Source organism: Okibacterium fritillariae (assembly GCF_052783725.1).
On record NZ_CP199917.1, the window covers coordinates 464,513 to 491,350 of the forward strand.

Here is a 26,838-nt window from a genome sequence, read left to right on the forward strand (position 1 = left end):
TGGATCGACGGTTGGTCGGCACCGCGGAACCTGAGAACCCCCTGTATGGGGGGCATTGTTTCCAATCCGATGTCGAGGAGGCCCCCGAAGCTCTCGTGTCGGCCGGGAAATTCCAGCCGGCGGAACAACGAATAGGAGTTCACCTGATGAATAGCTTCACGAAGAAGATCGGTACCGCAAGCGCCATCGGCGTCGCAGCATCCGCTCTGGTGGTCGGCGGAATCGTCGCCCCCGCGAACGCGGCTCAGAACGACGAGCCGAGCAACAGCCAGGACAGCTACTCGTTCGACAGCACCAGCACCACGCTGAACGACCTTCTCAACGGCATCCTCGGCGGCAACACCGCTTCGGGGATCGTCGGCAACGACACCGGTCTGATCGACGGTGGCCTCATCAACGGCCCCATCGTCGAGACCGGAGACATCGGCTCGGGTAACGAAGCCGGCGACATCGGCTCGGGTAACGAGACCGGCAACGGCAACGAGGTGGGCTCGGGCAACGAGACCGGCTCGGGTAACGACGTTCAGGCGCCCATCGGCTCCGGCAACGACGTTCCGGTCGGCTCGGGCAACGATGTCGACGCCCCCGTCGATGTTCCGATCGAGGCTCCCGTCGACGCACCCGTCGGCTCGGGCAACGACACGAGCGTGGACGCTCCCGTCGACGCCCCCGTGGGCAATGGCACCGAAACCGGTGTCGAGACCGGCGACGCCAACACGAACACCGACCTCGGCACCTCCGTGTCGAACTCGGTCGACGCCCTCCTCAACGACACCCTCGGTGGGTTGGGACTCGGTCGCTAAAGCGACATGAGTGTGCGCGCCCTGTCTGGGCAGCGCGCACCCTCAGGAAGGGGCGGTCTCCTCGAGGCCGCCCCTTTCTGCGCGCCCGACGCTGCCTCACCGCGTGTCCCGCGGATCTCTCGACCGCGCCGCACCCGCCGGCGTGGTCACATCGAACGGTCGCCACGGCAAATGCAAGCCCTCTCCTCCGTTCGGGTGCACCGGGTAGTGTGCCGACATGAGTGTTCTCGTCTCGCGCCTGGCCGAATGGATTGCTGACCAACGTTGGTATGCGACCAAGGGCCGGCAGCCCCGCATCCGTGTGATCGGAGCCCTCGAGGGCGCCGTTCCCGCTGGCCACCCGCACGCCGAGGGCGCCACCGTCGTCAGCTACCTCCTCATCGACGAGGCGCACGAGAAGCCGGTTCTCTACCAGGTGCCCGTCGTCCACCGCGATGCTCCGCTCGAGGGTGGCGAGACCTTCCTGATCGGCGAGGTCGACGGTCGGCACCTCTATGACGGCCCCCATGACCCGGCCTACGCGGCCTCCCTGCTGCACCAGATCACGCACGCGCTCGAGAGCTCGGGCGAGGGTGCCACGGCATCTGGCCACGCGCTTCTCGACCCCGGGGTGCGCGTCGATTCCCGCGTCCTGCGCGGCGAGCAGTCCAACACGTCGATCATCTACGACGTCGAAGGCGGCCCGGTGCCCCACGTCATCGCCAAGGTCTTCCGCGTGCTGCACCACGGCGAGAACCCGGATGTCACCACGCAGGCGGCTCTCACGAGTGGCGGGTCGCGTCGCGTGCCCACCTCCTTCGGCTCGCTGACGGCCACCTGGCCCGACCCGGGTCGCGAGAGCGGCACGGCCACCGGACACCTCGCGTTCGTGCAGGAGTTCCTGCCGGGCCTCGAGGATGCCTGGCGCGTCGCCCTGCGTGCCGCCGAGGCCGGTGAGGACTTCTCCGAGCAGGCGTTCGAGCTCGGCCGCACGGTCGCCGAGGTGCACCAGGTCCTGGCCGAAACACTCGACACGGTCGAGGCGGGTCCCGACGAGATCGCCGGCGCCCTCGAGAGCATGCGGCGGCGGGTGCGTATCGCGTCGGCCGAAGCTCCCGCGGTCGCCCCGTTCGGCGAGCGCATCCTGGCGCTCTACGACCGCACGGCGCATGTCGAGTGGCCGCGGCTGCAGCGCATCCACGGCGATCTGCACCTCGGTCAGGCTCTGTACTCGCCCGAGCGCGGGTGGGTGCTGCTCGATTTCGAGGGCGAGCCGCTGCGGCCCATGCCCGAGCGGTCGCGGCCCGACGTCACGCTGCGTGATGTCGCGGGCATGCTGCGCTCGTTCGACTATGTGGCGGGTTCGCTCGCGCACAGTGAACCGCCCGTGGATGCATCCGCCTGGGCGTCCACGGCCCGCCGATCGTTCGTCGACGGCTACATCGCCGCCTCGGGCACGGATGTCCGCGCACAACGCGCTCTTCTCGACGCGTTCGAGATCGACAAGGCCGTCTACGAGGCGGTATACGAGGCGCGCAACCGCCCCGATTGGGTGAGCATTCCGACGTCGGCCGTCGAACGCCTCGTCGCACGTTCCGCTCCGCCCGTCACCGCCTAGGTCGCGGCGGATCCGAGCCGCGCTCGGCCGTGCGGTGTCGTGCTCAGCGGTGCCGTGTCGTGTCGTGCTCAGCGGTGCCGTGTCGTGCTCGGCGGCTCGCCGAAACGCTCGCGGTATTGGGCGGCGAATCGCCCGAGGTGCACGAACCCCCAGGTGTGTGCGACCGAGGACACCGTGCCTTCGTCGTCGCGTTCGAGCGCGCGCAATTCCTTGCGCACGGCCTCCAGCCGCACCATCCTGAGGTAGGTCAGCGGCGACATGTCGAAGGTGCGGCGGAATGCCGCCTGAATACCGCGAACGCTCAGCCCCGAGGCTTCGGCGATTCCCCGGATGTCGACCACGGCGTGCGCATTGTCTTCGATGTACTGCACGGCACGTCGCACCGATGCGGGTGCCGCTCCGACATCCGGTTGGCGAGGTCCGTCCATCGTGTTGTTCGGGAAGGTGCGCAGCAGCGCCAAGATGAGCGTGCGGCGGGCTTCCTCCCGCACGAGCGGGTTGGCCATGAATTCGGGATTGCTGAGCACATCGCGATTGGCGTGCTGCACGGCGGCCTGCCAGACGTTGGCGCTCTCCGTGTCGATCGGATTGTTGCCGGTGAAGGCGAAGCGGGGTCCGGCACCCAGCAGGCGGGCGATCTCGATGACTTCTTCGGGGGCGATCGTGACGAGACCCAGATGCAGATCGTGCCAGGTGTGCTCGACCTCCCGGTGCGGGTAGAGCACGGGGGTGCGCACGTCGAGGTTCTGTTGCCCGGCGGTCAGACTCCAGCGCCCGCCCAGCAGGTGCCCGACGACGAAGCGCGGCGTGACATCCATCGTCGCGGTCGCGCGCGCCTGGAATGTGAGGCGTTCGATGGTGAAATTGTCGTCGCCCAGAGCGGTGTGTTCGAATCCGAAGGCGCGGGGGTCGGCCGCTTGAATGCGGAACCGGGAGTACCGTTTGGTGAGGTGAGCGGACGCCTCATCGGGACTTGCGGTTTTGAACCGGAAATTGACCACCCTTCGGTCCATTCGGCCAAATTATCCGGTCGTTCTCGCCTGGGAAAGCAAGTTATCCCCAAAGCGCAGGGCCGCAAGCGTGGCCTGTCGGGCCCGATTCCCGGGCGTTCGGATGCCGAACGAGCGTCGCGCAGTCGTGCGTCGTCGGAACGGCCGAACGAATCCTGCCGGTGGGGCCGGGCCGTCTAGAGGGCCGGCCAGGTGGTGCAGCGCTCGGCGGTGTACCCGGGCGTGCCGGGACCGCGCAACGCCCGATCGCGCAGGAGGGTGCTGCTGGGCCGTCGAGGGTCGTTGCAGACGAGGGCGAAGTCGGAGGTGCGGTCGGTGTATTCAAGCCCGATCACCCGCGTGCCGTAGACGTCGGTGAAGGCCGAGCAGTTCTGGTCGGCGATGCAGTCTTCGGCGACCGCGAAGTCGAATCCGATCTCGTCCGATCCGGCCCAGCCCAGCTCGGGCGTGTTCTTCTGACCGATGGGCATGCCGAGCGCATGCGCTTTGGCGGTCAGGAGCGCCGCGAACGCCGACGCTGCGCCGAGGTCGAACGCCCCGCCCGACCGCGTGTAGGAGTCGAGGTTGTCGAGTTCGACGGCCTGGAACCCTCGGGCCACGCAGGCGCGCAGCTCACGGGTCTGGATTTCTGCGATGCGTCCCCGCTTGGCGGAGGTCGAGATGTCGAGGATGTATTCACCCGGCGCATCGGGATCAGCGAGTGGTGCACCCGAGGCATCCCACAGCAGGAGGTCGCGGTTGTTGCTCAACCAGAAGTCGACGTCGGCGCGCTGGGTCTGGAACGCGTTGACGGCGCACACGTTGTAGAGCCCGTGCTCGGGGAACGCGGTGGCGGTGCGCACGACGAGGTTCACGCCCGGGGCGGGGTCATAGGTGACGCCGACCTGGTAGTCGGCGACGGGCGACTCGGGGAACGGTGTGATGCCGGCGGCCAGGGCTTCGTCGGATTCGGAGGCCGGTCGGGCGGCTGTCGGGCTCGGGGTCGAACCCGTGCCACCCGCCGCGAGGGGCTCGTTTCCGGCTCCGGACGCGGCTGGCCGGCCGGAGGTATCGACGGCGGCGGGACCGTCGTCGAGCGCACCGGGCCCCGGGGCGGCCTGCGCGGTAGCGCTCACGCTCGGGGTGCCGCTCGACGTCGCGAGCTGGCTGGCCGATGGAGCGACATGGGTCGTGGCGAATCCCGCGAGGGCGATGGCGGCGACCGCTCCGATGACCAGGGCGGTGCCGAGGCGGGGGGAGAGGGGGCGGCGGATGCGGGACACGTCAGGAAAGTAACAGCCGAAACTGGACCCGGCGGGGACTCTGCTGTCAGAAAGGGCGAGGGTTATGGATTCGTGATCGCCTTGTCACCGTCCGTTCAGTTTCGCGCCGCTGACCGTTCCGATGCAGTGGGCCCGGACGCCAGCGACCGTTCGTCAGACGCCCGTGCGCATCCATCCGTCGCCGCGCGCTCGCGCCCACAGGGTGACTCCGCGGGCGCCGAGGTAACCGAACATGAAGGCGGCCGTCAGTGTGGCGAGCCCGCCCGCGCCCGTGCCACCCCAGGCTCCGGCCGCGAGGGCGAGCGGCACGAACACGGCCAGGTTGATGAGCCCGGTGAGGGCGAGGTAGCGCGCATCACCCGCGCCGATGAGCACGCCGTCGAGCACGAAGACGACACCGCCGAGCGGTGCGGCCACCCCCGTGATGATCAGGCTGAGCTGGATGAGCTGGGCGAGACGTGGATCACCCGTGAACAGCAGGCCGATGGCCCCGCTCAGAAGCGCCACGAGGAGTCCGAGTGCGACACCGGAGAGCAGGCCCCACTGCAGGCAGCGTTTCAGCACCTGCTTCACGCCCGCGACATCGGCCGCGCCAAGCCCCTTTCCAATCAACGCCTGCGCGGCGATGGCTAGAGCGTCGAGCGCGAACGCGAGGGTGGCGAAGACGGTCATGACCACCTGGAAACCCGCTAGCTCGTTGGTGCCGAGAGATGTGGCGATGGCCACGGCCAGCAGCATGGCGGCGCGCAGGCTTGCGGTGCGCACGAGCAGCCAGCCGCCCGACTTCGCCGAGCCGCCGATGCCACCGAGGTGGGGGCGGACACGCGCCCGCGTGCGTCGAGCGTGTCGACCGACGACCACTGCGTAGGCGATGAACATGCCCCACTGCGCGATCACGGTGCCGACGGCCGAACCCGCGATGCCCCACCCCGCTCCATAGATCAGCAGGAAGTTGAGCGCGATATTGGCCCCGAAACCGGCGCCCGCGACCACGAGGGGCGTCGTGGTGTCTTGCAACCCCCGCAGGAGCCCCGTGCCGGCGAAAATGGCGAGCATGGCCGGAATGCCGAGCATCGAGATGGCGAGGTAGGTGTGGGCCTGCTCGGCCACCTCGGGCGACGCGCCGAACAACGACACGACGGATGGTGTGAATATGACCCCGGCGATCGTGAGTGCTACTCCGAGCAGCAGTGCCAGCCACATGCCGTCGATGCCCACCGATACGGCGCCGCGCTCGTCTCCGGCACCCCATCGCCTCGCGGCGGCCGGGGTTGTGGCATAGGCCAGGAACACCATGAGCCCGATGATCGTCTGCAGCACGGCGCTGGCGATGCCGAGGCCCGCGAGCGGTTCGACGCCGAGGTGCCCGACCATGGCTGAATCGGCCAGAAGGAAGAGCGGCTCGGCAATGAGCGCCCCCAGCGCGGGCACGGCCAGGCGCACGATCTGGCGATCGACCGTGGGGGGCGCAGGCGTGCTCATGTTCCGACCCTAGCGGGGGCCACCGACGGCCACCGACGGCGCTGATTCGACCCTGCCGAGCGTCGGTTCAGGCGTCTAGGGTGGAGGGATGACTGACGCCCCGCTCTCCTCCGGCATCGCCCTCGACGAACTCGATCCCGCGGTCCGCCCGCACGACGACCTCTTCCGCCACGTCAACGGAAAATGGATCGACCGCACCGAGATTCCGGGCGACAAGGCGCGGTGGGGTTCGTTCCACCAGCTGGCCGAGGCAGCCGAGAAGAACGTCCAGCAGATCATCTTCGACGCGCAGGATGCCGCCGAGGGCACGGTCGAGCGCAAGATCGGCGACCTCTATACGAGCTTCATGAACGACGAGGCCATCGAGCGGCTGGGCATCGAGCCCGTGCTCGAGCATCTGGCCCAGGCATCCGCCGTCGATTCGGTGCCAGCATTGCTGCGCACCATCGGCGAGTTGCAGCGGCAGGGCATCGGCGGCGTTTTCCAGCCCTTCGTCGACAACGACCCGGGCAACCCCGAGCGCTACCTCGTGTTCCTCGAGCAGGGCGGCATCACGCTGCCCGACGAGAGCTACTTCCGCGACGAGAAGTTCGAGGCCGTGCGCGCGGCCTACCTCGCGCATCTGCAGACCATGCTCGAGCTCGCCGCCGAGGCCGGTGCGCCGGCCGCCGACGACGATGCGGCGGCGCGGGCCCACCGCGTGTTCCAGCTCGAGACCGACATCGCGGCCCTGCACTGGGACAACGTGAAGACGCGTGACAGCCAGGCCACCTACAACCTGCGCAGCTGGGATGAGTTCGCGGCCGCCGTCGGCGGTTCCGATGCCGCCTCGACGCTCGATTTCGAGGTGTGGCGTTCGGCCCTCCTCGGCGAGCACGAGCACGCCTTCGCCGAGGTCGTCGTGCGCGAGCCCAGCTTCTTCGAGCAGGTCGGCGGCCTCTTCACCGACGACCGCCTGACCGCCTGGCGTGACTGGCTGGCCTGGAAGATCGTGCACTCCGCCGCCCCCTACCTGCCGGCCGCGTTCGTCGAGGCCAACTTCGACTTCTACGCCCGCACGCTCACCGGCACACCCGATATGCGCGACCGGTGGAAGCGCGCCGTCTCCCTCGTCGAGGGTGGTCTCGGCGAGGCCGTCGGCCAGGTTTACGTCGCCCGCCACTTCCCGCCGCAGGCCAAAGACAGTATGGATGTCTTGGTCGCCAATCTGGTCGAGGCCTACCGCCAGTCCATCGAGGCCCTCGACTGGATGAGCGAGGAGACCCGCCTGAAGGCACTCGACAAGTTGTCGAAGTTCACGCCCAAGATCGGTTTCCCCGAGAAATGGCGCGACTACTCCGAGCTCGTCATCGAGCCAGACGACCTGTTCGGCAATGTGCGCCGGTCGAACCTCTTCGATCTCAACCGCGAGCTCGGCAAGATCGGCCAGCCGCTCGACCGCGACGAGTGGTTCATGACGCCGCAGACCATCAACGCCTACTACAACCCCGGCTTCAACGAGATCGTCTTCCCGGCCGCCATCCTGCAGTACCCGTTCTTCGACGAGACGCGCGACGCGGCCGCCAACTACGGTGCCATCGGTGCCGTCATCGGCCACGAGATCGGTCACGGCTTTGACGACCAGGGTTCGCAGTACGACGGTGACGGCCGCCTCACCAATTGGTGGACGGATGCCGACCGCCAGGCTTTCGAGCAGCGCACGGCGTCGCTCATCGCCCAATTCGACGCACTTGCGCCCGCCCAGGTTCCCGACCAGCACGTCAACGGGTCTCTCACCATCGGCGAGAACATCGGCGACCTCGGTGGACTGGCCATCGCGTGGAAGGGCTACGTCATCTCGCTCGACGGCGCCGAGCCGCCCGTCATCGATGGGCTCACCGGGGCCGAGCGCTTCTTCCTGTCGTGGGCGCAGGCGTGGCAGCAGAAGGGGCGCGACGCCGAGGTCATCCGCCTCTTGTCGATCGACCCGCACTCGCCCAACGAGTTCCGCTGCAACCAGATTGTCAGAAACATCGACGAGTTCTACGCTACTTTTGGCGTCACCGAAAAAGACGCCCTCTGGCTGCCGCCCGAGCAGCGCGTCTCCATCTGGTAGCCGAAAGAGTTTCGTGACGTCTACGCCTCCGCCTTCCCACGGTCGTGCCCGCCGACGACAGCGACCCCGTGCTCGCCACCGGGCGGTCGAGCACGCCGAGAGTTTCTCGCGCAGCCTCAAGGCGCTCGATTTCCTCGCGCGGAACGGCGTGCAGGTGTCGGCGCGCGTCAGCGACCTCACGACGGGCGAAGAGCTGTTATCGGTCGACGACTACGTCATCATGCCCACGGCAGGCATCGGCACCACGCTGCTGCTGGTCGATGTGGCCGCTAAGTTGAACGACACCGAATTCGCGGCGCTCACCATCCTCGATCGCGAGTCGACCGACTTCGTGTCACAGAGCGGCATCTGGCAACACCTGCAGGCGCCCTCGCTGCCCGTCGCCGATGTGGCCGCGCTCATCGGTGCCACCGGCGACAACCTCGCCACCAACGTGCTGCTGCGCAAGGTCGGGCTCGACGCCGTGCGGGTGCGCACGGAAGACCTGGGCCTGCGGCGCATGGCGCTGCTCGACGTAGCCCGCGACAAACGCGGCCCCGACGACGCGCCGCACCTCTCGGTCGGCTCGATGAAAGAGGTCAACTGGCTCTTCGCGTCACTCGCGCGCGGCACGATCGTCGACCAGGCCACCAGCCAGCGCGTCGTCTCCTGGCTCAGCCTCGGCCACGACCTGTCGCTCGTCGCCTCCGCGTTCGGCCTCGACCCCGGTTCTCACCGCACGGGCGATCACGGGCTCCGGCTCTTCAACCGCACCGGTGTCGCCGCGGGCCTGCGCGCCGAGGCGGGTGTGCTCACGGGCACCCGGGCCGGCGTCTCCTACGCCGTCGGCGTCACGTTCACCGACGACAGCTTGCAGGCGAGACTCGCCGTCATCGACGCGCTCCGCACCATCGGCTACGACCTCGTCGAATACGTGCAGGACTAGCGGCTCGGCTCACGCCGGTTCGCGACCGTCGGCCGTGCGCTCCGCACGCACGCGCACGCACGCCACGCGTTCAGGCGGTAAGCGATTGCCTCACGGCCGCCAGGGTCTCGGGCGCGCTCAGCACCTTGAAGTGCCCGTGCACAGGAACCTGCACGTTGCGCGCCTCCGACAGCACGCTGCCGTCGGGCACCTGGGCGTCGAACGTGCCGAAGATCGAAGTGATACGCGGGTTCACCGAGGCATCCGCCCCCAATTGAACGATCGTCTCGTCGGCCGGATCGAAGATGCGCAGGCGTGGATCGAGCATGTACCTGGCGCGCCGCGAGCCGGCGAACGGCGTGGCGATGGCCGTCAACTTCTCGATCCCCAACTCGGTGCCGTGCGCCCGCAGCAGGTACTTACCGATCAGGCCGCCTTTGCTGTGCGCCAGAATCACCCGCCCACCCGACGGCACGGCCAGCGCACGCAGGGCTCGTGTCAAGCGCGTCGCGGTCTCGGCAATCGGCAGCAGGTTATAACCGAGCCCGCCGACCGCCGCGATGCGATAGCCATCCTCGTTCAGGGCGTCGGCGATGACCCGCAAGAAGTTCCAGGTTTCATAGACGCCCGGCAGCAGCAGCACGGTCGGCTTCGACGGGTCGCCGTGCCGATACCGCTCCGGCGGGTTCGGATGCAGCGCCGCCTCGGCATGCAGCCGGGCCGACTCGATGAAGTCTGCCGTGGTCCACACGGCCTCCTGAACCAGCGACGGCCTGGCGACCGGGAAGTCGCTCATCGGTGGCTCCCCGCCCGAACGTGTTTCAGGATGAGTTCGCCCACGCGTCGATAGCCCGTGATCATGGTTTCGTGCCCCCGCCCCGGCACCTCGGCCAGATGCGCGTGCGGCAGGATCGTCGCCACGCGCACGGCCCAATCGTGCGGGCACACCGGGTCTTTCTCGCCGCGGATCACGAGCGTGCGCGCCTGCACCCGCGGCAGCGTCGCCTCGACCCGATGATTCATCATGCTGCCGAGCTTCTCGATGTACCACCGCGGCCCCGCCTTCAGGTAGTACCGCGCCCCCATCCACAACACCCGCGGATGCGTCGTCGACAGGTCTTGCACCAACCGCAGCGCCTGCTTCGCCACGGTGCGCTCGGCAGGGTTCACGGTCGGCGCGATCAAGACGACCGTCTTGAACAGCTCGGGATGGTGCGCCGCCGCCTCGGCCACGATCTGTGTGCCCATCGAATGCCCGACGAGCACGGGCCGCTCGATGCGCCACCGTTCCACCAGCTCGGCGAGCAGCTCGCCCGACGCCACCATGTCGAGCGGCCGGGCGGGCTCCGGCGCATCGCCGAAACCGGGCAGATCGAGGGCATACACGCGCCCCACCTTCTCCAGAATCCGCGACAGCCCCGACCAGTAGCGATGCCCCATGCCGATGCCGTGCACGAGCACGAAACTCGGCCCCGTGTGCAGGCCCGATTCGGTCACGAGCGTCACGCGCTGCTCCGAATGAAACTCACGTGTCGAGCTCTGCCGCCGCGGTTCGGCGACCGGCCGTCGCCGTCGCATCAACCGGTCGAGCACGCTCAATCGATCGCTCCTGCCGCAGCGAGCAAGCGCAGCACCTCGCGTCCGGCGGGTGGGCAGCGGTCGGCGTCGCGCGTGTCGCACCAGTGCAGGGCACTGACCTCGCTCGAGGGATGGGGCTGCTCGGTCGTGTCGGTGCCGAAAACGGTCATGCGCACCATCCGCCCCTCGGCCTGCCCGTGGGCCAACGTCTCGACGACGAACAACTCGGTCAGATCGGATGGCTCGAGCGCCAGTCGCACCTCTTCGAACGCCTCGCGCGCCGCCGCCTCGGCCGGTGTCTCACCCGCATCGACCTTGCCGCCCGGCATGTAGTGCACGTCCCGCCCCCGCGCCGTCACCATGAGCACACGCCGGTCACGCACGAGCGCGATCGCGGCCACATCGAGTGGTGGCGGGGGCGTCTGGGTCACCCCTCCAGACTATCCGCGGCGCCGCGGCCCGGCGCGCCTCAGAGCAGCAGCGGCGCCATGAGAATCTCTCAAATGAAATGGATGATGATCGACGAGCTGCGTGCCTTCGGATGGCACTTGAGAACCGCACAACAACGGCGCGGGGAGCGATACGCAACGGATCTATAACGAAAGACATCCGAGTGCCATTTTCATGCAGCAAACGCCGTGCGCCTGGTAGAAAGTGACCGCGGACCACTTTGGTGCCGCAATAAGCATGGGGACGCGCTTCGGCGCGAGAATTGGGGATCTGGCGATGACGCCGTTTGCACGAAAATCACTGGCCGCGTGTTCGGGGCTTCTTCTCATCGCCGGGTCGAGTGCCCTTCTTCCGGGAGCGGCACTCGCAGCAGATGCGGGCGATGCCGTAATCAGCGTCGTAGACGTCCCCGAAGTCGTTCCGTCTGCAGGCCCGGCCTCGACCGCCGAGTCGACTGCGACCGCGGAGGGCATCGTCGAGCCGTCCACGGAGCCCACGGCGACTCCGACACCCGAACCTGTTGTCGAGCCGTTCGCAGCGCCTTCGCCGACGCCGACGGTGGAGCCGGCTCCAGCTCCGGCTCCGACGGAGGATCCCGCCCCGGTGGCGCCTCAGGCTGATCCCGTACTCGAAGAGATCCCGATCACGGTGAGCTCCCCGAACCTCGCAGGATGGAACGGCCCGATCGTGGCTCCGCGGCGGTTCGAGATCAGTGGGAACGCGGTTTCCAATGCAATCGTCACCATCAGCGACGCGAACGGTGTTGTTCTTGCGACCGTCCAGGCGTCGGCATCGGCGCTCGGTGACTGGCGGACCAGCGTCTCCTACCCAGAGGACGCCTACACAAATCAGACGATCGTGATCACGGCGAGCGCGCGGGGCTGGGCCGACGGCCGATTCGAGCAGTCGTTCAAGCTCTACCCGCCGGAAATCGCCGACGCCTCGATCACGACGCCGGCACCGGGAAGCACGTTCCGGGGAACCGGCACCCTGGTGAATGTGCCGTTCACCGGGACCGGCCTCCCCGGTGCGCAGGTAACGGTCTACGCCTATCCGTTCGCGGGTATTCGGCGCGCCGATCTAGATGGCGACCAAGAGTCGACGATCGTGAAATCGACCACGGTGGCTGCTGACGGAACGTGGGCGGTCGACTTCGATTTGCCGGCGAAGGGGTACTCGTTCTCCGCCGCTCAGAGTCTGCCCGAGCCCGAAGGCTCGCCGTATTATCCGTATCGCGGCATCTCGAACGGGCTCGAGTTCCGCGACATCTTCGTCGTATCCAGCGCCGCTGGCACCCTGCCCGAGACCGGTGCGAATGATCAGGTGCTCTCGGTGACCGCGATGAGCCTCATGGCAGTAGGCCTTGTGGGCATGATCGTGGCGAGCGCGCGGGGACGCCGCAAGACGGCCTAACGGCATCCCTGATGAGCGGCGTCGCTCCCCTCCCCGGGGCGCGGCGCCGCTCTCCGTTAGGATGGTTCGCAACCAGGCAGCCAGCCTGGGTTCTGTTTTTATTGGGAGTATCGTGGCCGCACCGACCCGTCTTGATTCCGTCATCGCCCTGGCCCGCCACCGCGGGTTCGTCTTCCAGGCGGGTGAAATCTACGGGGGTTCTCGCTCCGCCTGGGACTACGGTCCCTTGGGCGTCGAGCTCAAAGAGAACATCAAGCGCCAGTGGTGGAAGACCATGGTGCAGTCGCGCGACGACGTGGTCGGGCTCGACTCGAGCGTCATCCTGCCGAAGCAGGTGTGGGAGGCATCCGGTCACGTCGAGGTGTTCACCGACCCGCTCGTCGAGTCCACGATCACGCACAAGCGTTACCGCGCCGACCACCTGTGGGAGGCCTTCGAGGCGAAGCACGGCCGCGAGCCGTCGAGCTGGGATGAAGTGCCCGACCCCGACACCGGAAACCGCGGCAACTGGACCGAGCCGCGCGCCTTCTCGGGCCTGCTGAAGACCAACCTGGGCCCCGTCGACGACGAGAGCGGCCTGCACTATCTTCGCCCCGAGACCGCGCAGGGCATCTTCGTGAACTTCGCCAACGTGCTGCAGGCGGCGCGCATCAAGCCCCCGTTCGGCATCGGCCAGATCGGCAAGTCCTTCCGCAACGAGATCACGCCCGGGAACTTCATCTTCCGCACGCGCGAGTTCGAGCAGATGGAAATGGAATTCTTCGTCGAGCCCGGCACCGACGAAACCTGGCACCAGTACTGGATCGACGAGCGCCTGCGCTGGTACACCGACCTCGGCATCAACCCCGACAACCTGCGCCTCTACGAGCACGCGCAGGAGAAGCTGTCGCACTACTCGAAGCGCACCGTCGACATCGAATACCGTTTCGGTTTCACGGGCGGCGAGTTCGGTGAGCTCGAGGGTGTGGCCAACCGCACCGACTACGACCTGACGACGCACTCGAAGGCATCCGGCAAGGACTTGTCCTACTTCGACCAGGCAAAGAACGAGCGTTGGACGCCGTATGTCATCGAGCCCGCCGCCGGTCTGACCCGTTCGTTGATGGCGTTCCTCGTCGACGCCTATCACGAAGAAGAGGTGCCCAACGCGAAGGGCGGCACCGATAAGCGCACCGTGCTGAAGCTCGACCCGCGTCTGTCGCCCATCAAGGCCGCCGTGCTGCCGCTGTCGCGCAACGAGGCCCTGTCGCCTCTCGCGCGCCAGGTGGCTAAGACCCTGCGCGAGCAGTGGAACGTCGACTTCGACGACGCGGGTGCCATCGGCCGCCGCTACCGTCGCCAGGATGAAATCGGCACCCCGTTCTGCATCACGGTCGACTTCGATTCGCTCGAGGACAACGCCGTGACCGTGCGCGACCGCGACACCATGCAGCAGGAGCGCGTCTCCATCGACGAGCTCTACCTCTTCCTCGCCGAGCGACTGCGCGGCGCCTAGGCAACACCCGGTGCGCGCGACGTCCCGCGAACCCCGCACCCCGCAACACGTGTCGCGTAGCGGTCATCGTTACGTGCCTGCACGGCAGCGCGGTCCGACCAGTGGTCATGTGATTGACACGGTTCGGGCCGCGCTGCCAGCATGAGAACGCCCACGTCTAGAAGGAGCCCCATGTCGGACAACACCTCGAACAACGACCCCTCGCCCTACGGCGACCAGAACGCGCACAACTCCGGCCAGCAGCCGGGTGGCTCCGACCAGGGCCAGGGCTACGGTCAGCAGCCCTCTTACGACCAGCAGCAGTACGGTCAGCAGCCGTCATACGACCAGCAGCAGGCATACGGCCAGCCGGTTTACGGCCAGCAGAGTTCTGACCAGCCTTACGGTCAGCAGCCGGCCTATGGTCAGCAGCAGTACGACGCGCAGCAGTACGGCGCCTACGGCCAGCAGCCCCAGAAGTACAACGTGCTCTCGATCGTCTCGCTCGTGGGCGCGATCATCGGTTTCAACTTTATTGCCGTCATCCTCGGCTTCATCGCCCTCTCGCAGATCAAGAAGACGGGCGAGCAGGGCAAGGGCCTGGCCATCGCCGGCATCGTGATCGGCTTCGTCTACTTGGCGTTCATCATCCTGATCACCATCATCGTGATCATCATCAGCATCGGCGCCGCGTCGTCGGGCGACTATTACACGAACTAAAGCTCGTCACGAAACGCCCCGCCGACTCGAACGGCGGGGCGTTTCGCGTTGACGCTGCGGGCGTCGACTGCCGGTGTCGTCGGGCTGGGAAGCGCCGCGCCAGTTGGGCTAGGCGGTGGCTTCGCCGCGAGCGGCCGCGTCGTCGGCGACCGCGCGGTCTTCGGCGGCCGAGGCCAGGCCGTCGACCGAGATGCCGAACAGCGTCTCGATGGCGTCGCGATACTTCTGCGCTTCGCCGGCGCGCGCGAAGTCCTTGGCGCGCGTGGTGGGCGTGTGAAGCAACACGCCGGTCAGGTGGCGCAGGGCGCGGGCGGTCTCGCCGTCGTCGCCGCGACCCGCCGCGCGCTGGATCTCGTCCTCGAGCAGATCGAAGACGTGGCTGCGCAGGGCGACGACCGCGTCGGACACGCTCTGTTCGTCGGTGACGTCGGAGAACTTGCGGGCCGCGCGGGACACGATCTTGCGCGCCTCGTCGGTGGCCTGCAGCTCTTCGAGGGGCGCGTGGATGCGGATGGTCTCGAGGTCGAGCAGCTCCACGCCGCGCACGGTCTGCACGTCGGGGTCGACATTGCGGGGCAAGCCCATGTCGATGACCAGCTGAGCGCGGGCATCGTGGTCGACGGGGCACCCGTCGGCGGCGTCGAGCATCGCGCCGTCGAGCCCTGTTCCGGTGCTGAGTCCCGTTCCGGCGATGACGTCCGTTCCGGCGTTCGGGCCCGATGTGGCTGCTGCGTGGGCGGCGGCCGAGCCTGAGGCTGCGGCGACGACACCGATGGGGGTGACGGTGGCTGCGGCATCCGTGCTCGCCGCGTGCGCTTCGAGGCGGCCGCGCTGCAGCAGCTCGGCGTCGATGACGTGCCCGTTGGCGGTGGTGCAGGTGACGATGACATCGACGGATGCTGCGAGCCGCGCGAAGTCGGTCGACGACACGTTGTCCATGTCGTGCTTCGTGGCGAAGCGCGCGCCGCGGCCCGAGGGGGAGTAGACGCTCACATCGGTGACGCCGCGGTCGCGCAGGGCGGCGAGGCTGGCGCCCGCGTAGGCGCCCGTGCCGACGAGGAGGACCGTGGTGGCCGACCAGTCGCTGATGCGGCTCTCGGCCAGGTCGAGTGCGAGGCGCACGATGGAACGCCCGGCGCGGCCGAGCGGTGTGCGGTTCTTGATGCCGCGGGAGGTCTGCGAGGCGCGCTGGAACAGGCGCTCGAGGTCGCTCGACGTGGTGCCCTCTTCGCGGGCGCGTTCGAGGGAGCGGCGCACCTGGCCGGCGATCTCACCCTCGCCCACGACGACGGATTCGAGCCCGGCGGCGACGGCGAAGAGGTGCTCGGCGGCGTCTTGACCCGAGTGCACCTCGAGGCTCTGGCGCAGGATGGCGGCATCGATGCCACTGGCGGCCGCGACGGCGTCTGCGGTGGCCTCGAGGGCGACGGCCTGAGCGCTCGTGAGCGGCTCGTCGAAGTCGATGTAGGCCTCGAAGCGGTTGCAGGTGGCCACGACCACGGCGCCCGAGACACATTCGGTGTGTTCGGTGATGCGGCGTGCGACCGAGTCGGTGCGTACGCTCAAGGCCTCGAGGAGGTCGAAGCTGGCGTTTTTGTGACTCGCCGTCAAACACATGAGCACTGAGTCATTCTACGCGCTCGCTGCTTCGCCCGCGGCCGTCGGGTTTCGCCCTGCACGAACGTGCGGGTCACGGCGGGGTTCCGAGGCTCGCCGACCGCGCCGGGTTTGAGAGAATGGGGGAGTGAAACTCTCCCCGCAGCATCCGCTCGCCTCTGGCCGCACTACCGATTCGCGTCTCGTGCGCACCTACCAGGGCGTCCGGCAGGAGGTCACGCCGGTGTGGTTCATGCGCCAGGCGGGCCGGTCGTTGCCGGAGTACCGCGATCTGCGCATCGGCACGGCCATGCTCGACGCGTGTCTCAAACCCGAGATGGCCTCCGAGATCACGTTGCAGCCCATCCGACGCCACGGGGTCGATGCCGGCATCTTCTTCAGCGATATCGTCGTGCCACTCAAGCAGGTGGGTGTCGACGTCGACATCGTTCCGGGCAAGGGTCCCGTGCTCGGCAAGGCGGTGCGCACGGCGGCGGATGTCGACGAGCTCATCTCCCTCGACCCCGCCATCCTCGACGACACCCTGGTGCCCGTGCGCGAGGCCGTCGCCATGACGGTGGCCGAGCTGGGCGAGAAGCACGGCGACACGCCGTTGATCGGTTTCGCGGGCGCTCCTTTCACCCTGGCGGCCTACCTCGTCGAGGGCGGCCCGTCGAAAGACCACATCCGCGCGCGCACGCTCATGCACGCCGACCCCGAGTCGTGGGCCAAGCTCATGGCCTGGTCGGCCGAGGTCACGGGGCGTTTTCTGCGTGCACAGGTGCTCGCCGGGGCATCCGCCGCGCAGCTGTTCGACTCGTGGGCGGGCGCGCTGTCGCTCGACGACTACGTGCGGCACGTGGCACCGGCCTCGTCGAAGGCGCTCGAACATGTGCGCGACCTCAACTACGACGTGACGACATCCGAGGTGGATGCCGAGGGCGCGGCTCATGAAACCACGCACGCCCGCAACGTTCCCATCGTGCACTTCGGGGTGGGCACGGGCGAGCTGCTGAAAGCCATGCACGACATCGGCGCCGACGTGGTGGGCGTCGACTACCGCGTGCCGCTCGACGAGGCGTCGCGCCGGCTCGGGGGAGTCGTCACGCTGCAGGGCAACGTCGACCCCGCCATCCTGTCGGCGCCGTGGCCCGTGCTCGAGGCGCATGTGGTCGACGTGCTCGAGCGCGGCAAGGTCGCCCCGGCCCACGTGCTGAACCTCGGCCACGGCGTGCCTCCCGAGACCGACCCGACCGTGCTCACGCGTCTCGTCGAGTTCGTGCACGACTACCGCTCATGAGCGAAGGTCACGGCCCCGAGCGTCACGTCTCCGAGCGTCACGTCTCCGAGCTGCACGCGGTCGTCGTGGGCGGCGGTGTCGCCGGGCTCGTAGCGGCACGTGAGATCGCCAAGATCGGCGTGCGCGTCACCATCCTCGAGGCCACGGATGCCGCGGGCGGCGCACTCGCGCAGGTGCAGGTCGCCGGCCTCACCGTCGACAGCGGTGCCGAGAGCTATGCCACGCGCGGCGGACACGTCGCGGCCCTCGTGCACGACCTCGGACTCGACGACCAGATCGTGAAACCCAACCCGCAGGGTGCGTGGTTGCGTCTGCCCGATGCGGCCGGCGGCGAGCTGACCATCCCCATGCCCAAGGGCGGCGTGCTCGGCATCCCCTCCAACCCCTTCGCCGACGATGTGCGCCTGGCCCTCGGCTGGGGCGGCGCCTGGCGTGCCTACCTCGACCGCGTCATGCCCGTGCTGGCGATCGGCCGCGTGCACAACCTCGGCCGGCTCGTCGAGCGACGCATGGGCCGCAAGGTGCTCGAGCGCCTCGTCTGGCCGGTGGCAGGTGGCGTGTATTCGGCCAGCCCCTACGACCTCGAGGTCGACCTCGCGGCGCCGGGGTTGAACAAGGCGCTCACACGGGCTGGTTCTCTGTCGGGCGCCATCGCGCTCCTGCGCGGCGACGCGAAACCGGGCTCGGCCGTCTCGGGTCTGCGCGGCGGCATGTATCGCCTGGTCGAGGCGCTCATCGACAGCGTCGCGACGCTCGGCGGCGAGTTGCGCACGGGTGCGCCCGTGGCCACGATCGAGTCGCTCCCCGAGGCCGACACCGCGTCTCTCGCGGCTCCCCGCTGGCGCACGGTCCTGGCCGACGGCGAAACCCTCGACAGCGACTTCCTCGTCCTCGCGGCGCCCGAGAGCGTCACGCGCACGCTTCTCGCCGAGCTGCCGGGTTCCGAAACGCTCCGCGACGCCCTCGACCAGGTTCCGGATGGCCCCGCCCCCATTGAACTGGTCACGCTCGTGCTCGACGCCGCCGCCCTCGACAGCTACCCGCGCGGCACCGGAATCCTGGTCGCCCCGGGTTCGTCGGTGCGCGCCAAGGCCATGACGCACTCCGACGCCAAATGGTCGTGGCTCGCCGAACGCGCCGCGGCGGATGGCCCGCACCGCCACGTCATCCGCCTCTCGTACGGGCGGCAGGGAGACGCCGATTCGACGGCGGCCCTCGGTGACGCCGAGTTGGTCGCACAGGCGCTCGCCGACGCATCCCTTCTCTTCGGCACGCCGCTCACGGCCGAGCAGGTCGTCGACGCGGCACGCACACCCTGGCGCGGCACCGTGCCCGTCGCGACGATCGGTCACCGCCAGGCCGCCGAGCGCGTGCGCGAAGCCGTCGAACAGTTCGAGGGGCTCGAAGTGGCGGGCGCCTGGCTGAGCGGAACGGGGCTGGCATCGGTGGTTCCGGATGCCTCGGCCGCCGCATCCCGAGTGCGACACGCTGTCGTCGCCGAAACCTCTATGCCCTGAGACGAATACGCGCGCAACCCCTGGGCGGCGACACCCGCAACAGGGCTACGCTGGGGTAATTGACCGCAACCTGAACGGAGTCCCATGAAAGGCAAAGTACTTTTCGTCGCCGGACTGGCCACTGGTTACGTGCTCGGCACGCGAGCCGGCCGAGAGCGTTACCGCCAGATCCAGACGAGCTGGGCGAAGGTGTGGAACGCCAAGCCCGTGCAGAAGCAGGTCGGCAAGGTCGAAGACTTCGCCAAGGCCCGCGCGAGCGAGGTTCCCGGCGTGCTGCTGAACGGCGCCAAGAAGGTCGTCAACGTCGTCACCAGCGACCAGTCGAAAGAGCAGAAGGTTGAGAGCGCCAAGAAGGCCGCCGTCGACACCGCGAGCGAAATCGGCAAGTCGGTGAAGGCGGGAACGAAGCGCTCCGCGTCGGCCACCGCCGCTGCGTCCGCCGACACCTCGGCAGACTCCTCCGACAAGACCGAGTAAGGACGATTCGCCGTGAAACCCGACTCCAAAGAAGAGGCGCGCAAGTCGCTCTTCACCCTCATCGGTGAGCTGCCCGAGCTCGTCACCAACCTGATCAAGGCCGAGATCGAGCAGCTCAAGCAGCAGCTCACGCACAAGGTCAAGTTCGCCGGCATCGGCATCGGGCTCTTCGTCGCGGCGGCCGTCCTCCTGTTCTTCGCGGTGGGCGTGCTCATCGCCGCGGCCATCCTCGGCCTCGCCGTCGTGCTGCCGCCGTGGCTCGCGGCCCTGATCGTTTTCGCCGTCTTCGTGATCATCGCGGCGGTGTTGGCGTTCCTCGGCCTCAGATTCTTCAAGAAGATGGGGCAAGAGCCCAGCACGGGCGAGAGCCTGAAGAAAGACGTCGACGCAGTGAAGGGGTTGGGCGAATATGGCGAACACTGAATCCGGCGTTCCGAAGCCTGAGCAGGCGCGCGCCGATCTCGCCGCCGCCCTCAACGCGATCGAAGAGAAGCTCAACGTTCCGAAGCAGATCGACCGAGCCGCCGAGCGCGCCAAGCGCCGTGTCGTCGAGGTCAGCCGCACCAAGCCCGTCGCCCTCGGCGTGGGCGTGGCGGGCACCGCTGCTCTCGTCGGCCTGGGCGTCTTTTCCATCGTGCGTTCGATCGTGAAGCACTGACCGCGACGACCGCCTGACACCACCGCCGACGACGGCCCGCACCTCTCTCGAGGGCGGGCCGTCGTCGCGTCCCGGCCCCGCCCGGGGCCGCCCCAACCGACACGCTGAGAACCCGGTGTGTCGCGCATCCGCTCGCTTTGCTGTATGCGCCGACCTGAGCGAGGATAGAGACATGACCCACCAGGCCGAGGCCTTGACGACCCCCACAGATACTCCCTCCGAACACAGCCCCCAAGATGGTTTCACCCTCTGGGCCGTGTTCCGTCGAAACACCGACGCCCACGCATCCGCAACCGCCCACGCAGGCTCTGACGAGTTCGGTATCACGTCGAGCGAAGACGCCCAGGTTGCCCAGCTCGACAAGTTCATCGCCCAGCAGGCCGAGAAGAACGTCGTCGTGCGCGGCTTCTATGACGTGTCCGGCCTGCGCGCCGATGCCGACCTCATGGTCTGGCTGCACGGCAACAGCGCCGAAGAGCTGCAGGCCGCCCTGCGCGAGTTGCGCCGCACCTCGCTGATCTCGCCGCTCGTGCCCACGTGGAACGCCATGGGGGTGCACCGCGACGCCGAGTTCAATCGCAATCACGTGCCCGGGTTCCTGCGCGGCAAAGAGGCACGCGGATGGCTGTGCCTCTACCCCTTCGTGCGCAGCTACGAGTGGTACCTCCTGCCCGAAGAAGAACGACGCGCCATGCTCGCCGAACACGGCCGCAAGGGCGCCGCGTTCCGCGATGTGCTCGCCAACACCGTCGCGTCCTTCGCGCTCGGTGACTACGAGTGGCTGCTGCCGCTCGAAGCCGACAACCTGGTCGACCTCGTCGACCTGATGCGCGACCTGCGCCAGACCGAGGCGCGCCGCCACGTTCGCGAAGAGGTCCCGTTCTTCACGGGCCGCCGAATCGAGTCCCGAGAAGTACCGGAGGTACTGCGATGACCGACACCATCAGCACGAGCGCGGCCGACGCCACCGAGCCCCTCGTCCGCGACGCCACGCCCGCCGCGGCGACCGGCAAGCCGCACATCGAAGAACCCGTCGCCTACGACGCCATCCTGCTGGCCTCGTTCGGTGGGCCCGAGGGGCAAGATGACGTCATCCCGTTCCTGCGCAATGTGACGCGCGGCCGCGGCATCCCCGAGGAGCGCCTCGAGGAGGTGGCCCACCACTATCGCCACTTCGGCGGTGTGAGCCCCATCAACGACCAGAACCGCGAACTCAAGGCGGCCCTCGAGGCCGAACTCGAGCGCCGCGGCATCGACCTGCCGGTGCTGTGGGGCAACCGCAACTGGGACCCGTACCTGCGCGACGCCGTGCTCGAGGCCAAGGAGCGCGGCTTCACGAAGCTGATCGCCATCGCCACGAGTGCCTACTCCTCGTTCTCGAGCTGCCGACAGTACCGCGAGGACTTCTGGATCGCGCTCGAAGAGACCAACCTGCACGGCGAGATCCAGATCGACAAGGTGCGTCAGTTCTTCGACCACCCCGGTTTCGTCACGCCGTTCGTCGACGGTGTGCGCGACGCCTACCGCCAGCTCGCGACCGACCGCCCCGACATCGACCTGGCCTCCGAGGTCGAGGTGCTCTTCACCACGCACTCGATCCCCTCGGCCGACGCCCGCAAGTCGGGTCCCGCCGAGCGCGGTTTCGGTGAGGGCGGCGCCTACCAGGCGCAGCACCTCGCGGTCGCCGAGGTCGTCATGGAATCCGCCAAGCGCGAGGCCGGCATCGACGTCGACGTGCCGTGGAAGCTCGTCTTCCAGTCGCGCTCCGGCCCGCCCAGCGTGCCGTGGCTCGAGCCCGACATTAACGACGCGATGGACGAGCTGCCCGCCGCCGGCCGCAAGGCCGTCGTCATCGTGCCGCTCGGTTTCGTGAGCGACCACATGGAGGTCATGTGGGACCTCGACAACGAGGCCATGGAGACGGCCGACGAGCTGTCGCTCCTCGCCATCCGTGTGCCCACCCCCGGAGTGCACCGCGACTACGTGTCCGGTCTCATCGACCTCGTCCTGGAGCGCCGCGACGGCGTGCCCGCCGACAGCCGCCCCTCGGTGACGGCCCTCGGCCCGTGGTACGACGTGTGCCGCCCCGGATGCTGTGAGAACGCCCGCCTCGGCTTCAAACCGGCGGCCGCCGGGTTGGTGCCGTGACCCTTCGCATCGGAACCCGCGGTAGCGCTCTCGCGCTGGCGCAAACCGGAGACGTCGCGCGCGACATCACGGCGGCCGTCGGCACCCCTGTCGACCTGGTCACCGTGATCTCGCACGGCGACGTCTCACGGGCTTCACTGTCGTCTCTCGGCGGAACGGGCGTCTTCGCGTCGGCGCTGCGCGAGGCGCTCGTCGCCGACGAATGCGATCTGCTCGTGCACTCCCTGAAAGACCTGCCGACGCAGCCCTATGACGGGCTGATCGTCGCCGGCATCCCGCAGCGGGCGGATGCGCGCGACGCCCTGTGCGCGCGCGACAACCTGTCGCTCGGTGAACTGCCGCGCGGCGCGAAGGTGGGCACGGGTTCGCCGCGTCGCGTCGCGCAGCTGCTCGCCGCACGCCCCGATCTGCAGGTCATCGACATCCGCGGCAACATCGACTCCCGGCTGGCCCGCGTCAACTCCGACGATCTCGACGCCGTCGTTCTCGCGGCCGCGGGTCTCGACCGTATCGGGCGCAGCGACGCCATCACCGACCTGTTCGACCTCGACCGGTGGCCGACAGCCCCCGGCCAAGGTGCACTCGCCCTCGAGGTGCGGGCCAGCGACATCGGTGGAGGGTTCGAGGCCGCGCTCCGCGAAGAGGCCGCGGGAATCGGCGAGCAGATCGCCGCAGCGGTCGGCGCCCTCAACGACCGCGATGCCGCCCTCACCGCCACGGCCGAGCGCGGTGTTCTCGCCACGCTCGAGGCCGGTTGTGCGGCGCCGGTCGGTGCCGCGGCCGTCGTGCAAGACGGAACCCTCTTCCTGTCGGCTACCGTGTACAGCACCGACGGTCTCCGTTCGGTGACGGAACGCGCCGACGCGGAGATCGACGAGCAACTCTCACCCGAGATGCTCGGTGCCCGCGTGGCCGAACGTCTTCTCGAGGCGGGCGTCGCCTCATTCGCACCCGTAGGAGCTTTCTCGTGACCACCGGCGACCCGAAGCCACTCAAGGGCTGGCGCATCCTCGTTCCGCGCGGCGGACCGTGGGGCGACGGCGTTGCCGCCGATCTGCGCGCACGTGGGGCGACGCCGGTCGTGGCGCCGCTCATCAACTTCGCGCCGACACAAGACCCCGAGGCGTTGACCGCTGCGCTGGGCGCGCTCGAACGCGGCGAATTCCACTGGCTCACGGTCACGAGCGCGACCACGGTCGACGTGCTGTATTCGCAGAACGTGCGGGTGCCCGCATCCACCAAGATCGCGGCCGTGGGCGAAACCACGGCGGCGGCGCTGCAGGCGGTCGGCTATCAGGTGGATCTGGTGCCCGAGAAGGACAACTCGGCGCGCGGAATGGTCGACGAGCTCACGGCGCTCGAAACCGAACCGCGACGATTCCTCACATTGCGCTCCGAGATCGCGAAACCGCTCCTCACACAGGGCCTCATCGAGGCCGGCCACAACGTGCAGTCGGTCGTGGCCTACCGCACGGTGGGCGAGCCTGCCCTGCCCAAGGTCGTCGAAGACGTCACCTCGGGGCGCATCAACGCGATCCTGGTGACCTCGGGCAGCGTGGCCGACCAGGTCGTGCACCAGTTCGGGTCGATCCCCGCGACCACCCTCGTGGCGGCCATCGGCCCGCGCACGGCGAAGGATGCCGAGGCGGCCGGGTTGACCGTGCACGTCGTGTCGCGTGAGCAGACCGTGACCGCGTTGCTCGACGCCGTCGTGCGTGCCGTGACGGACGGTCAGCTCGTGGCCTCCGACGGCGTCATCGACTGAGCGGTTCTCGCTGCAGGCGGTTCAGCGCTGAGCGGAAAGGCGGTGCCCGAGCATCCGCTCTCAGCCTTCGCGCGTAGGCTTGAGGCGTGAGTTTTCCGAGCATTCGTCCCCGTCGTCTTCGCACCACACCGGCCATGCGCCGGCTCACCACCGAGCTGCGCCTGCACCCGAATGAGTTGGTGTTGCCGCTGTTCATTCGCGAGGGCCTCGACGAGGCGGTGCCGCTCGGATCGATGCCGGGTGTGATGCAGCATTCGATGGACTCGTTGCGTCGCGCTACGGCGGATGCGGTGGCCGCGGGCGTCGGCGGCGTGATGCTGTTCGGTGTGCCCGAGGTGCGCGACGCGGTGGGTTCGCAGGCGAGTGACCCCGACGGCATCCTCAACCGCGCCACGCGTGTGCTGGTCGACGAGTTCGGCTCGGACATCGTGGTGCAAACCGACCTGTGTCTCGACGAGTTCACCGACCACGGTCACTGTGGAGTGCTCGATGAGAAGGGGGCCGTCGACAACGATGCGACTCTCGAACGCTATGTCGAGATGGCGTTGTCGCAGGCGCGCGCGGGTTCGGCCATCCTGGGTCTCAGCGGCATGATGGACGGCCAGGTCGCTGTCGTGCGGCAGGCCCTCGACGCCGAGGGGTTCACCGACACCGCCATCCTGGCCTATTCGGCGAAGTACGCGTCGGCCTTCTACGGACCGTTCCGCGAGGCCGTCGACTCCCAGTTGCAGGGCGACCGCCGCACCTACCAGCTCGACCCCGCCAACCGCCGCGAGGGCATGCGCGAGGCCATTCTCGACGAGGCCGAGGGCGCCGATATCGTCATGGTGAAGCCGGCCATGAGCTACCTCGATGTGCTCGCCGATGTGGCCGCCGAGAGCACCATCCCCGTCTGGGCTTACCAGGTGTCGGGCGAATACGCCATGATCGAGGCCGCCGCCGCGAACGGGTGGATCGACCGTCGCCGCGCCATCGAAGAATCCGTTCTCGGCATCAAACGCGCCGGAGCCGACGTCGTGCTCACCTACTGGGCCACCGAGCTGGCCGGATGGCTGCGATGAGCGGCTTTTCAGCCGAAGGCGGCCGAATCGACGGCGCCGCAGCCGATAGCACCGCAGCCGACCGCGCCGCGACCGGCCGCACCCCCGAATCATCCTCGACAGGAGCCCCCGTGCAGCACAATGCCGAATTGTTCGAACGCGCTAAGCACTCCATCCCCGGCGGCGTGAACTCGCCCGTGCGCGCGTATGGTTCGGTCGGTGGAACGCCCCGCTTCCTCGTAGAAGCGCGCGGTGCCTATGTGACGGATGTCGACGGCAACGAATACGTCGACCTGGTCGCCTCGTGGGGCCCGGCCATCCTCGGCCACGCGCGCCCCGAGGTCGTCCGCGCGGTGCAGGAAGCCGCCGCCCGCGGCCTCTCCTTCGGCGCGACGACACCCTCCGAGACCGAGCTCGCCGAGCTGATCCGCGAGCGCATGACGGCAGAATCGGCGGACGGCGTGTTGGCGCCGGTCGAGAAGGTGCGGCTCGTGTCGACGGGCACCGAGGCCACCATGACGGCAATCCGTCTCGCGCGAGGATTCACCGGACGCGACCTGCTGATCAAGTTCTCGGGCCACTACCACGGCCACTCCGACGGGCTCCTGGCCGAGGCGGGCTCCGGCCTCGCGACGCTCGCCATGCCGGGTTCGGCGGGGGTTCCGGCCCCGATCGCTGCGCAGACCCTGGTGTTGCCCTACAACGACCTCGACGCCGTGCGCACGGCCTTCGCCACGCACGGCGATCGCATCGCCGCGGTGATCGTCGAGTCGGCGGCCTGCAACATGGGCGTCGTCCCGCCCGAGCCGGGTTATAACGCTGCGCTCACCGAGATTGTGCACGAAGCGGGCGCACTCCTCATCGTCGACGAGGTGCTCACCGGTTTCCGCGTGGGCTCGGCCGGATACTGGGGCGCGTCTCTTGCCGACGGCCCGGCCTACATGCCCGACCTGTTCACCTTCGGCAAGGTCGTCGGCGGCGGTATGCCGCTGGCCGCACTCGGTGGCCGGGCCGAGGTCATGGACTACCTCGCCCCGCTCGGGCCGGTCTATCAGGCGGGCACCCTCTCGGGAAACCCCGTAGCCGTCGCGGCGGGTCTGGCCACGCTGCGCCTGGCCGATCTCGACGTCTACGCCACGCTCGACGCGGTGTCGGCGCGCCTGCAGTCCGCGGTCTCCCAGGCCCTCGCCGCCGAGGGGGTGGCGCACACGATCCAGCGCGCCGGCAACCTCTTCAGCGTGCTGTTCTCCGACACCCCGGCCACGAACTATGCCCAGGTGCAGGCGCAGGATGCCTTCCGCTATCCGCCGTTCTTCCACGCCATGCTCGAGGCCGGGGTGTCTCTGCCGCCCAGCGTCTTCGAGGCCTGGTTTGTGACGGCTGCTCACGACGACGTCGCTCTCGAGCGCATCATCGACGCCCTTCCCGCAGCAGCCAAGGCCGCGGCCGCCGCGCAGCCCGCCTAGCCGACGCACGCCGGAGCGTCTGCGTTGAGCTTCTCCGTCAACGCGGCCGTTATGTCTTTGTGAACTGTCACCATCCCATTCGC

25 protein-coding genes are annotated in these 26,838 nt (G+C 68.5%); 18 read left to right on the forward strand and 7 right to left on the reverse strand.

The annotated features are described in order from the left end of the window. Positions 1 to 146: 146 nt before the first annotated feature. On the forward strand, positions 147 to 803 hold the full coding sequence (locus tag ACUWEX_RS02205) for a hypothetical protein (protein WP_079726645.1): 657 nt from the start codon (positions 147 to 149) through the stop codon (positions 801 to 803). 217 nt (positions 804 to 1,020) lie between these two features. Further along, complete coding sequence (locus tag ACUWEX_RS02210; protein ID WP_079726646.1) at positions 1,021 to 2,400, forward strand: maltokinase N-terminal cap-like domain-containing protein; 1,380 nt, start codon at positions 1,021 to 1,023, stop codon at positions 2,398 to 2,400. A gap of 68 nt (positions 2,401 to 2,468) precedes the next feature. Here ACUWEX_RS02210 and ACUWEX_RS02215 read toward each other — a convergent pair whose 3' ends face one another. The 3 genes from ACUWEX_RS02215 to ACUWEX_RS02225 form a co-directional block, all read right to left on the reverse strand. Next, positions 2,469 to 3,413 (reverse strand): AraC family transcriptional regulator, encoded by a 945-nt coding sequence (locus ACUWEX_RS02215; RefSeq protein ID WP_079726647.1) that lies wholly within the window; start codon positions 3,411 to 3,413, stop codon positions 2,469 to 2,471. 173 nt (positions 3,414 to 3,586) lie between these two features. Next, a complete protein-coding gene (locus ACUWEX_RS02220; RefSeq protein WP_445996980.1) occupies positions 3,587 to 4,672 on the reverse strand; it encodes an endo alpha-1,4 polygalactosaminidase in 1,086 nt (361 codons plus the stop codon). Between the two features lie 153 nt (positions 4,673 to 4,825). Then, positions 4,826 to 6,154 carry an MATE family efflux transporter gene (locus tag ACUWEX_RS02225; RefSeq protein ID WP_445996981.1) on the reverse strand — a complete coding sequence of 443 codons (1,329 nt, stop codon included), beginning with the start codon at positions 6,152 to 6,154 and terminating at the stop codon, positions 4,826 to 4,828. Between the two features lie 88 nt (positions 6,155 to 6,242). On the opposite strand from ACUWEX_RS02225, the gene ACUWEX_RS02230 reads away from it, so the two are divergent. Together ACUWEX_RS02230 and ACUWEX_RS02235 are read left to right on the forward strand one after the other, a co-directional pair. Next, entirely contained in the window at positions 6,243 to 8,249 is a 2,007-nt protein-coding gene (locus ACUWEX_RS02230) for a M13 family metallopeptidase (RefSeq protein ID WP_445996982.1), read from the forward strand. Positions 8,250 to 8,262: 13 nt separating this feature from the next. After that, complete coding sequence (locus tag ACUWEX_RS02235) at positions 8,263 to 9,174, forward strand: serine hydrolase (RefSeq protein WP_445996983.1); 912 nt, start codon at positions 8,263 to 8,265, stop codon at positions 9,172 to 9,174. A 70-nt stretch (positions 9,175 to 9,244) separates the two neighbouring features. Here ACUWEX_RS02235 and ACUWEX_RS02240 read toward each other — a convergent pair whose 3' ends face one another. From ACUWEX_RS02240 to ACUWEX_RS02250, 3 genes are all read right to left on the reverse strand, one after another. Beyond that, positions 9,245 to 9,949: an esterase/lipase family protein gene (locus ACUWEX_RS02240; protein WP_445996984.1), complete on the reverse strand. Its 705-nt coding sequence runs from the start codon at positions 9,947 to 9,949 to the stop codon at positions 9,245 to 9,247. Then, positions 9,946 to 10,659, reverse strand: a complete 714-nt coding sequence (locus tag ACUWEX_RS02245) for an alpha/beta fold hydrolase (protein ID WP_445996985.1) — start codon at positions 10,657 to 10,659, stop codon at positions 9,946 to 9,948. Before ACUWEX_RS02245 ends, ACUWEX_RS02240 begins: the two co-directional genes overlap by 4 nt. Before the next feature lie 89 nt (positions 10,660 to 10,748). After that, positions 10,749 to 11,162 (reverse strand): NUDIX hydrolase, encoded by a 414-nt coding sequence (locus ACUWEX_RS02250; RefSeq protein ID WP_445996986.1) that lies wholly within the window; start codon positions 11,160 to 11,162, stop codon positions 10,749 to 10,751. Positions 11,163 to 11,457: 295 nt separating this feature from the next. On the opposite strand from ACUWEX_RS02250, the gene ACUWEX_RS02255 reads away from it, so the two are divergent. The 3 genes from ACUWEX_RS02255 (at position 11,458) to ACUWEX_RS02265 (ending at position 14,788) form a co-directional block, all read left to right on the forward strand. After that, entirely contained in the window at positions 11,458 to 12,594 is a 1,137-nt protein-coding gene (locus ACUWEX_RS02255; RefSeq protein WP_445996987.1) for a hypothetical protein, read from the forward strand. A 112-nt stretch (positions 12,595 to 12,706) separates the two neighbouring features. Beyond that, positions 12,707 to 14,089: a glycine--tRNA ligase gene (locus ACUWEX_RS02260; RefSeq protein WP_445996988.1), complete on the forward strand. Its 1,383-nt coding sequence runs from the start codon at positions 12,707 to 12,709 to the stop codon at positions 14,087 to 14,089. A 171-nt stretch (positions 14,090 to 14,260) separates the two neighbouring features. After that, on the forward strand, positions 14,261 to 14,788 hold the full coding sequence (locus ACUWEX_RS02265) for a DUF4190 domain-containing protein (protein ID WP_445996989.1): 528 nt from the start codon (positions 14,261 to 14,263) through the stop codon (positions 14,786 to 14,788). A 108-nt stretch (positions 14,789 to 14,896) separates the two neighbouring features. Here ACUWEX_RS02265 and ACUWEX_RS02270 read toward each other — a convergent pair whose 3' ends face one another. After that, complete coding sequence (locus tag ACUWEX_RS02270) at positions 14,897 to 16,411, reverse strand: glutamyl-tRNA reductase (RefSeq protein WP_445996990.1); 1,515 nt, start codon at positions 16,409 to 16,411, stop codon at positions 14,897 to 14,899. Between the two features lie 121 nt (positions 16,412 to 16,532). On the opposite strand from ACUWEX_RS02270, the gene hemE reads away from it, so the two are divergent. The 11 genes from hemE (at position 16,533) to hemL (ending at position 26,755) form a co-directional block, all read left to right on the forward strand. Continuing rightward, entirely contained in the window at positions 16,533 to 17,684 is a 1,152-nt protein-coding gene (gene hemE, locus ACUWEX_RS02275; protein ID WP_445996991.1) for a uroporphyrinogen decarboxylase, read from the forward strand. Further along, positions 17,681 to 19,201 (forward strand): protoporphyrinogen oxidase, encoded by a 1,521-nt coding sequence (hemG, locus tag ACUWEX_RS02280; RefSeq protein WP_445996992.1) that lies wholly within the window; start codon positions 17,681 to 17,683, stop codon positions 19,199 to 19,201. The genes hemE and hemG overlap by 4 nt, the downstream gene beginning before the upstream one ends. Positions 19,202 to 19,285: 84 nt before the next feature. Continuing rightward, the gene (locus ACUWEX_RS02285) at positions 19,286 to 19,678 is read left to right on the forward strand and encodes a hypothetical protein (protein ID WP_079726659.1); all 393 of its coding nucleotides are present in this window, start codon (positions 19,286 to 19,288) and stop codon (positions 19,676 to 19,678) included. Between the two features lie 12 nt (positions 19,679 to 19,690). Further along, positions 19,691 to 20,101 (forward strand): phage holin family protein, encoded by a 411-nt coding sequence (locus tag ACUWEX_RS02290; protein WP_079726660.1) that lies wholly within the window; start codon positions 19,691 to 19,693, stop codon positions 20,099 to 20,101. After that, complete coding sequence (locus tag ACUWEX_RS02295; RefSeq protein WP_077054295.1) at positions 20,088 to 20,336, forward strand: DUF3618 domain-containing protein; 249 nt, start codon at positions 20,088 to 20,090, stop codon at positions 20,334 to 20,336. Before ACUWEX_RS02290 ends, ACUWEX_RS02295 begins: the two co-directional genes overlap by 14 nt. 172 nt (positions 20,337 to 20,508) lie before the next feature. Next, the gene (gene hemQ / locus ACUWEX_RS02300; protein ID WP_079726661.1) at positions 20,509 to 21,270 is read left to right on the forward strand and encodes a hydrogen peroxide-dependent heme synthase; all 762 of its coding nucleotides are present in this window, start codon (positions 20,509 to 20,511) and stop codon (positions 21,268 to 21,270) included. Continuing rightward, positions 21,267 to 22,484, forward strand: a complete 1,218-nt coding sequence (locus ACUWEX_RS02305; protein ID WP_445996993.1) for a ferrochelatase — start codon at positions 21,267 to 21,269, stop codon at positions 22,482 to 22,484. Before hemQ ends, ACUWEX_RS02305 begins: the two co-directional genes overlap by 4 nt. Then, on the forward strand, positions 22,481 to 23,455 hold the full coding sequence (gene hemC, locus ACUWEX_RS02310; RefSeq protein ID WP_079726663.1) for a hydroxymethylbilane synthase: 975 nt from the start codon (positions 22,481 to 22,483) through the stop codon (positions 23,453 to 23,455). Before ACUWEX_RS02305 ends, hemC begins: the two co-directional genes overlap by 4 nt. Next, positions 23,452 to 24,249, forward strand: coding sequence for a uroporphyrinogen-III synthase (locus ACUWEX_RS02315; protein WP_079726664.1), 798 nt, complete (start codon positions 23,452 to 23,454; stop codon positions 24,247 to 24,249). The genes hemC and ACUWEX_RS02315 overlap by 4 nt, the downstream gene beginning before the upstream one ends. 86 nt (positions 24,250 to 24,335) lie before the next feature. Beyond that, positions 24,336 to 25,310: a porphobilinogen synthase gene (gene hemB / locus ACUWEX_RS02320; RefSeq protein ID WP_079726665.1), complete on the forward strand. Its 975-nt coding sequence runs from the start codon at positions 24,336 to 24,338 to the stop codon at positions 25,308 to 25,310. 110 nt (positions 25,311 to 25,420) lie between these two features. Further along, positions 25,421 to 26,755 carry a glutamate-1-semialdehyde 2,1-aminomutase gene (gene hemL, locus ACUWEX_RS02325; RefSeq protein WP_079727883.1) on the forward strand — a complete coding sequence of 445 codons (1,335 nt, stop codon included), beginning with the start codon at positions 25,421 to 25,423 and terminating at the stop codon, positions 26,753 to 26,755. Positions 26,756 to 26,838 lie beyond the last annotated feature (83 nt).

Bases quoted from the DNA above. Each gene is read 5' to 3' on its own strand.
- ACUWEX_RS02205 (WP_079726645.1), top strand. From the start codon at position 147: ATGAATAGCTTCACGAAGAAGATCGGTACCGCAAGCGCCATCGGCGTC.
- ACUWEX_RS02210 (WP_079726646.1), top strand. From the start codon at position 1,021: ATGAGTGTTCTCGTCTCGCGCCTGGCCGAATGGATTGCTGACCAACGT.
- ACUWEX_RS02215 (WP_079726647.1), bottom strand. From the start codon at position 3,413: ATGGACCGAAGGGTGGTCAATTTCCGGTTCAAAACCGCAAGTCCCGAT.
- ACUWEX_RS02225 (WP_445996981.1), bottom strand. From the start codon at position 6,154: ATGAGCACGCCTGCGCCCCCCACGGTCGATCGCCAGATCGTGCGCCTG.
- ACUWEX_RS02230 (WP_445996982.1), top strand. From the start codon at position 6,243: ATGACTGACGCCCCGCTCTCCTCCGGCATCGCCCTCGACGAACTCGAT.
- ACUWEX_RS02240 (WP_445996984.1), bottom strand. From the start codon at position 9,949: ATGAGCGACTTCCCGGTCGCCAGGCCGTCGCTGGTTCAGGAGGCCGTG.
- ACUWEX_RS02255 (WP_445996987.1), top strand. From the start codon at position 11,458: ATGACGCCGTTTGCACGAAAATCACTGGCCGCGTGTTCGGGGCTTCTT.
- ACUWEX_RS02265 (WP_445996989.1), top strand. From the start codon at position 14,261: ATGTCGGACAACACCTCGAACAACGACCCCTCGCCCTACGGCGACCAG.
- hemG (WP_445996992.1), top strand. From the start codon at position 17,681: ATGAGCGAAGGTCACGGCCCCGAGCGTCACGTCTCCGAGCGTCACGTC.
- ACUWEX_RS02285 (WP_079726659.1), top strand. From the start codon at position 19,286: ATGAAAGGCAAAGTACTTTTCGTCGCCGGACTGGCCACTGGTTACGTG.
- ACUWEX_RS02295 (WP_077054295.1), top strand. From the start codon at position 20,088: ATGGCGAACACTGAATCCGGCGTTCCGAAGCCTGAGCAGGCGCGCGCC.
- hemQ (WP_079726661.1), top strand. From the start codon at position 20,509: ATGACCCACCAGGCCGAGGCCTTGACGACCCCCACAGATACTCCCTCC.
- ACUWEX_RS02305 (WP_445996993.1), top strand. From the start codon at position 21,267: ATGACCGACACCATCAGCACGAGCGCGGCCGACGCCACCGAGCCCCTC.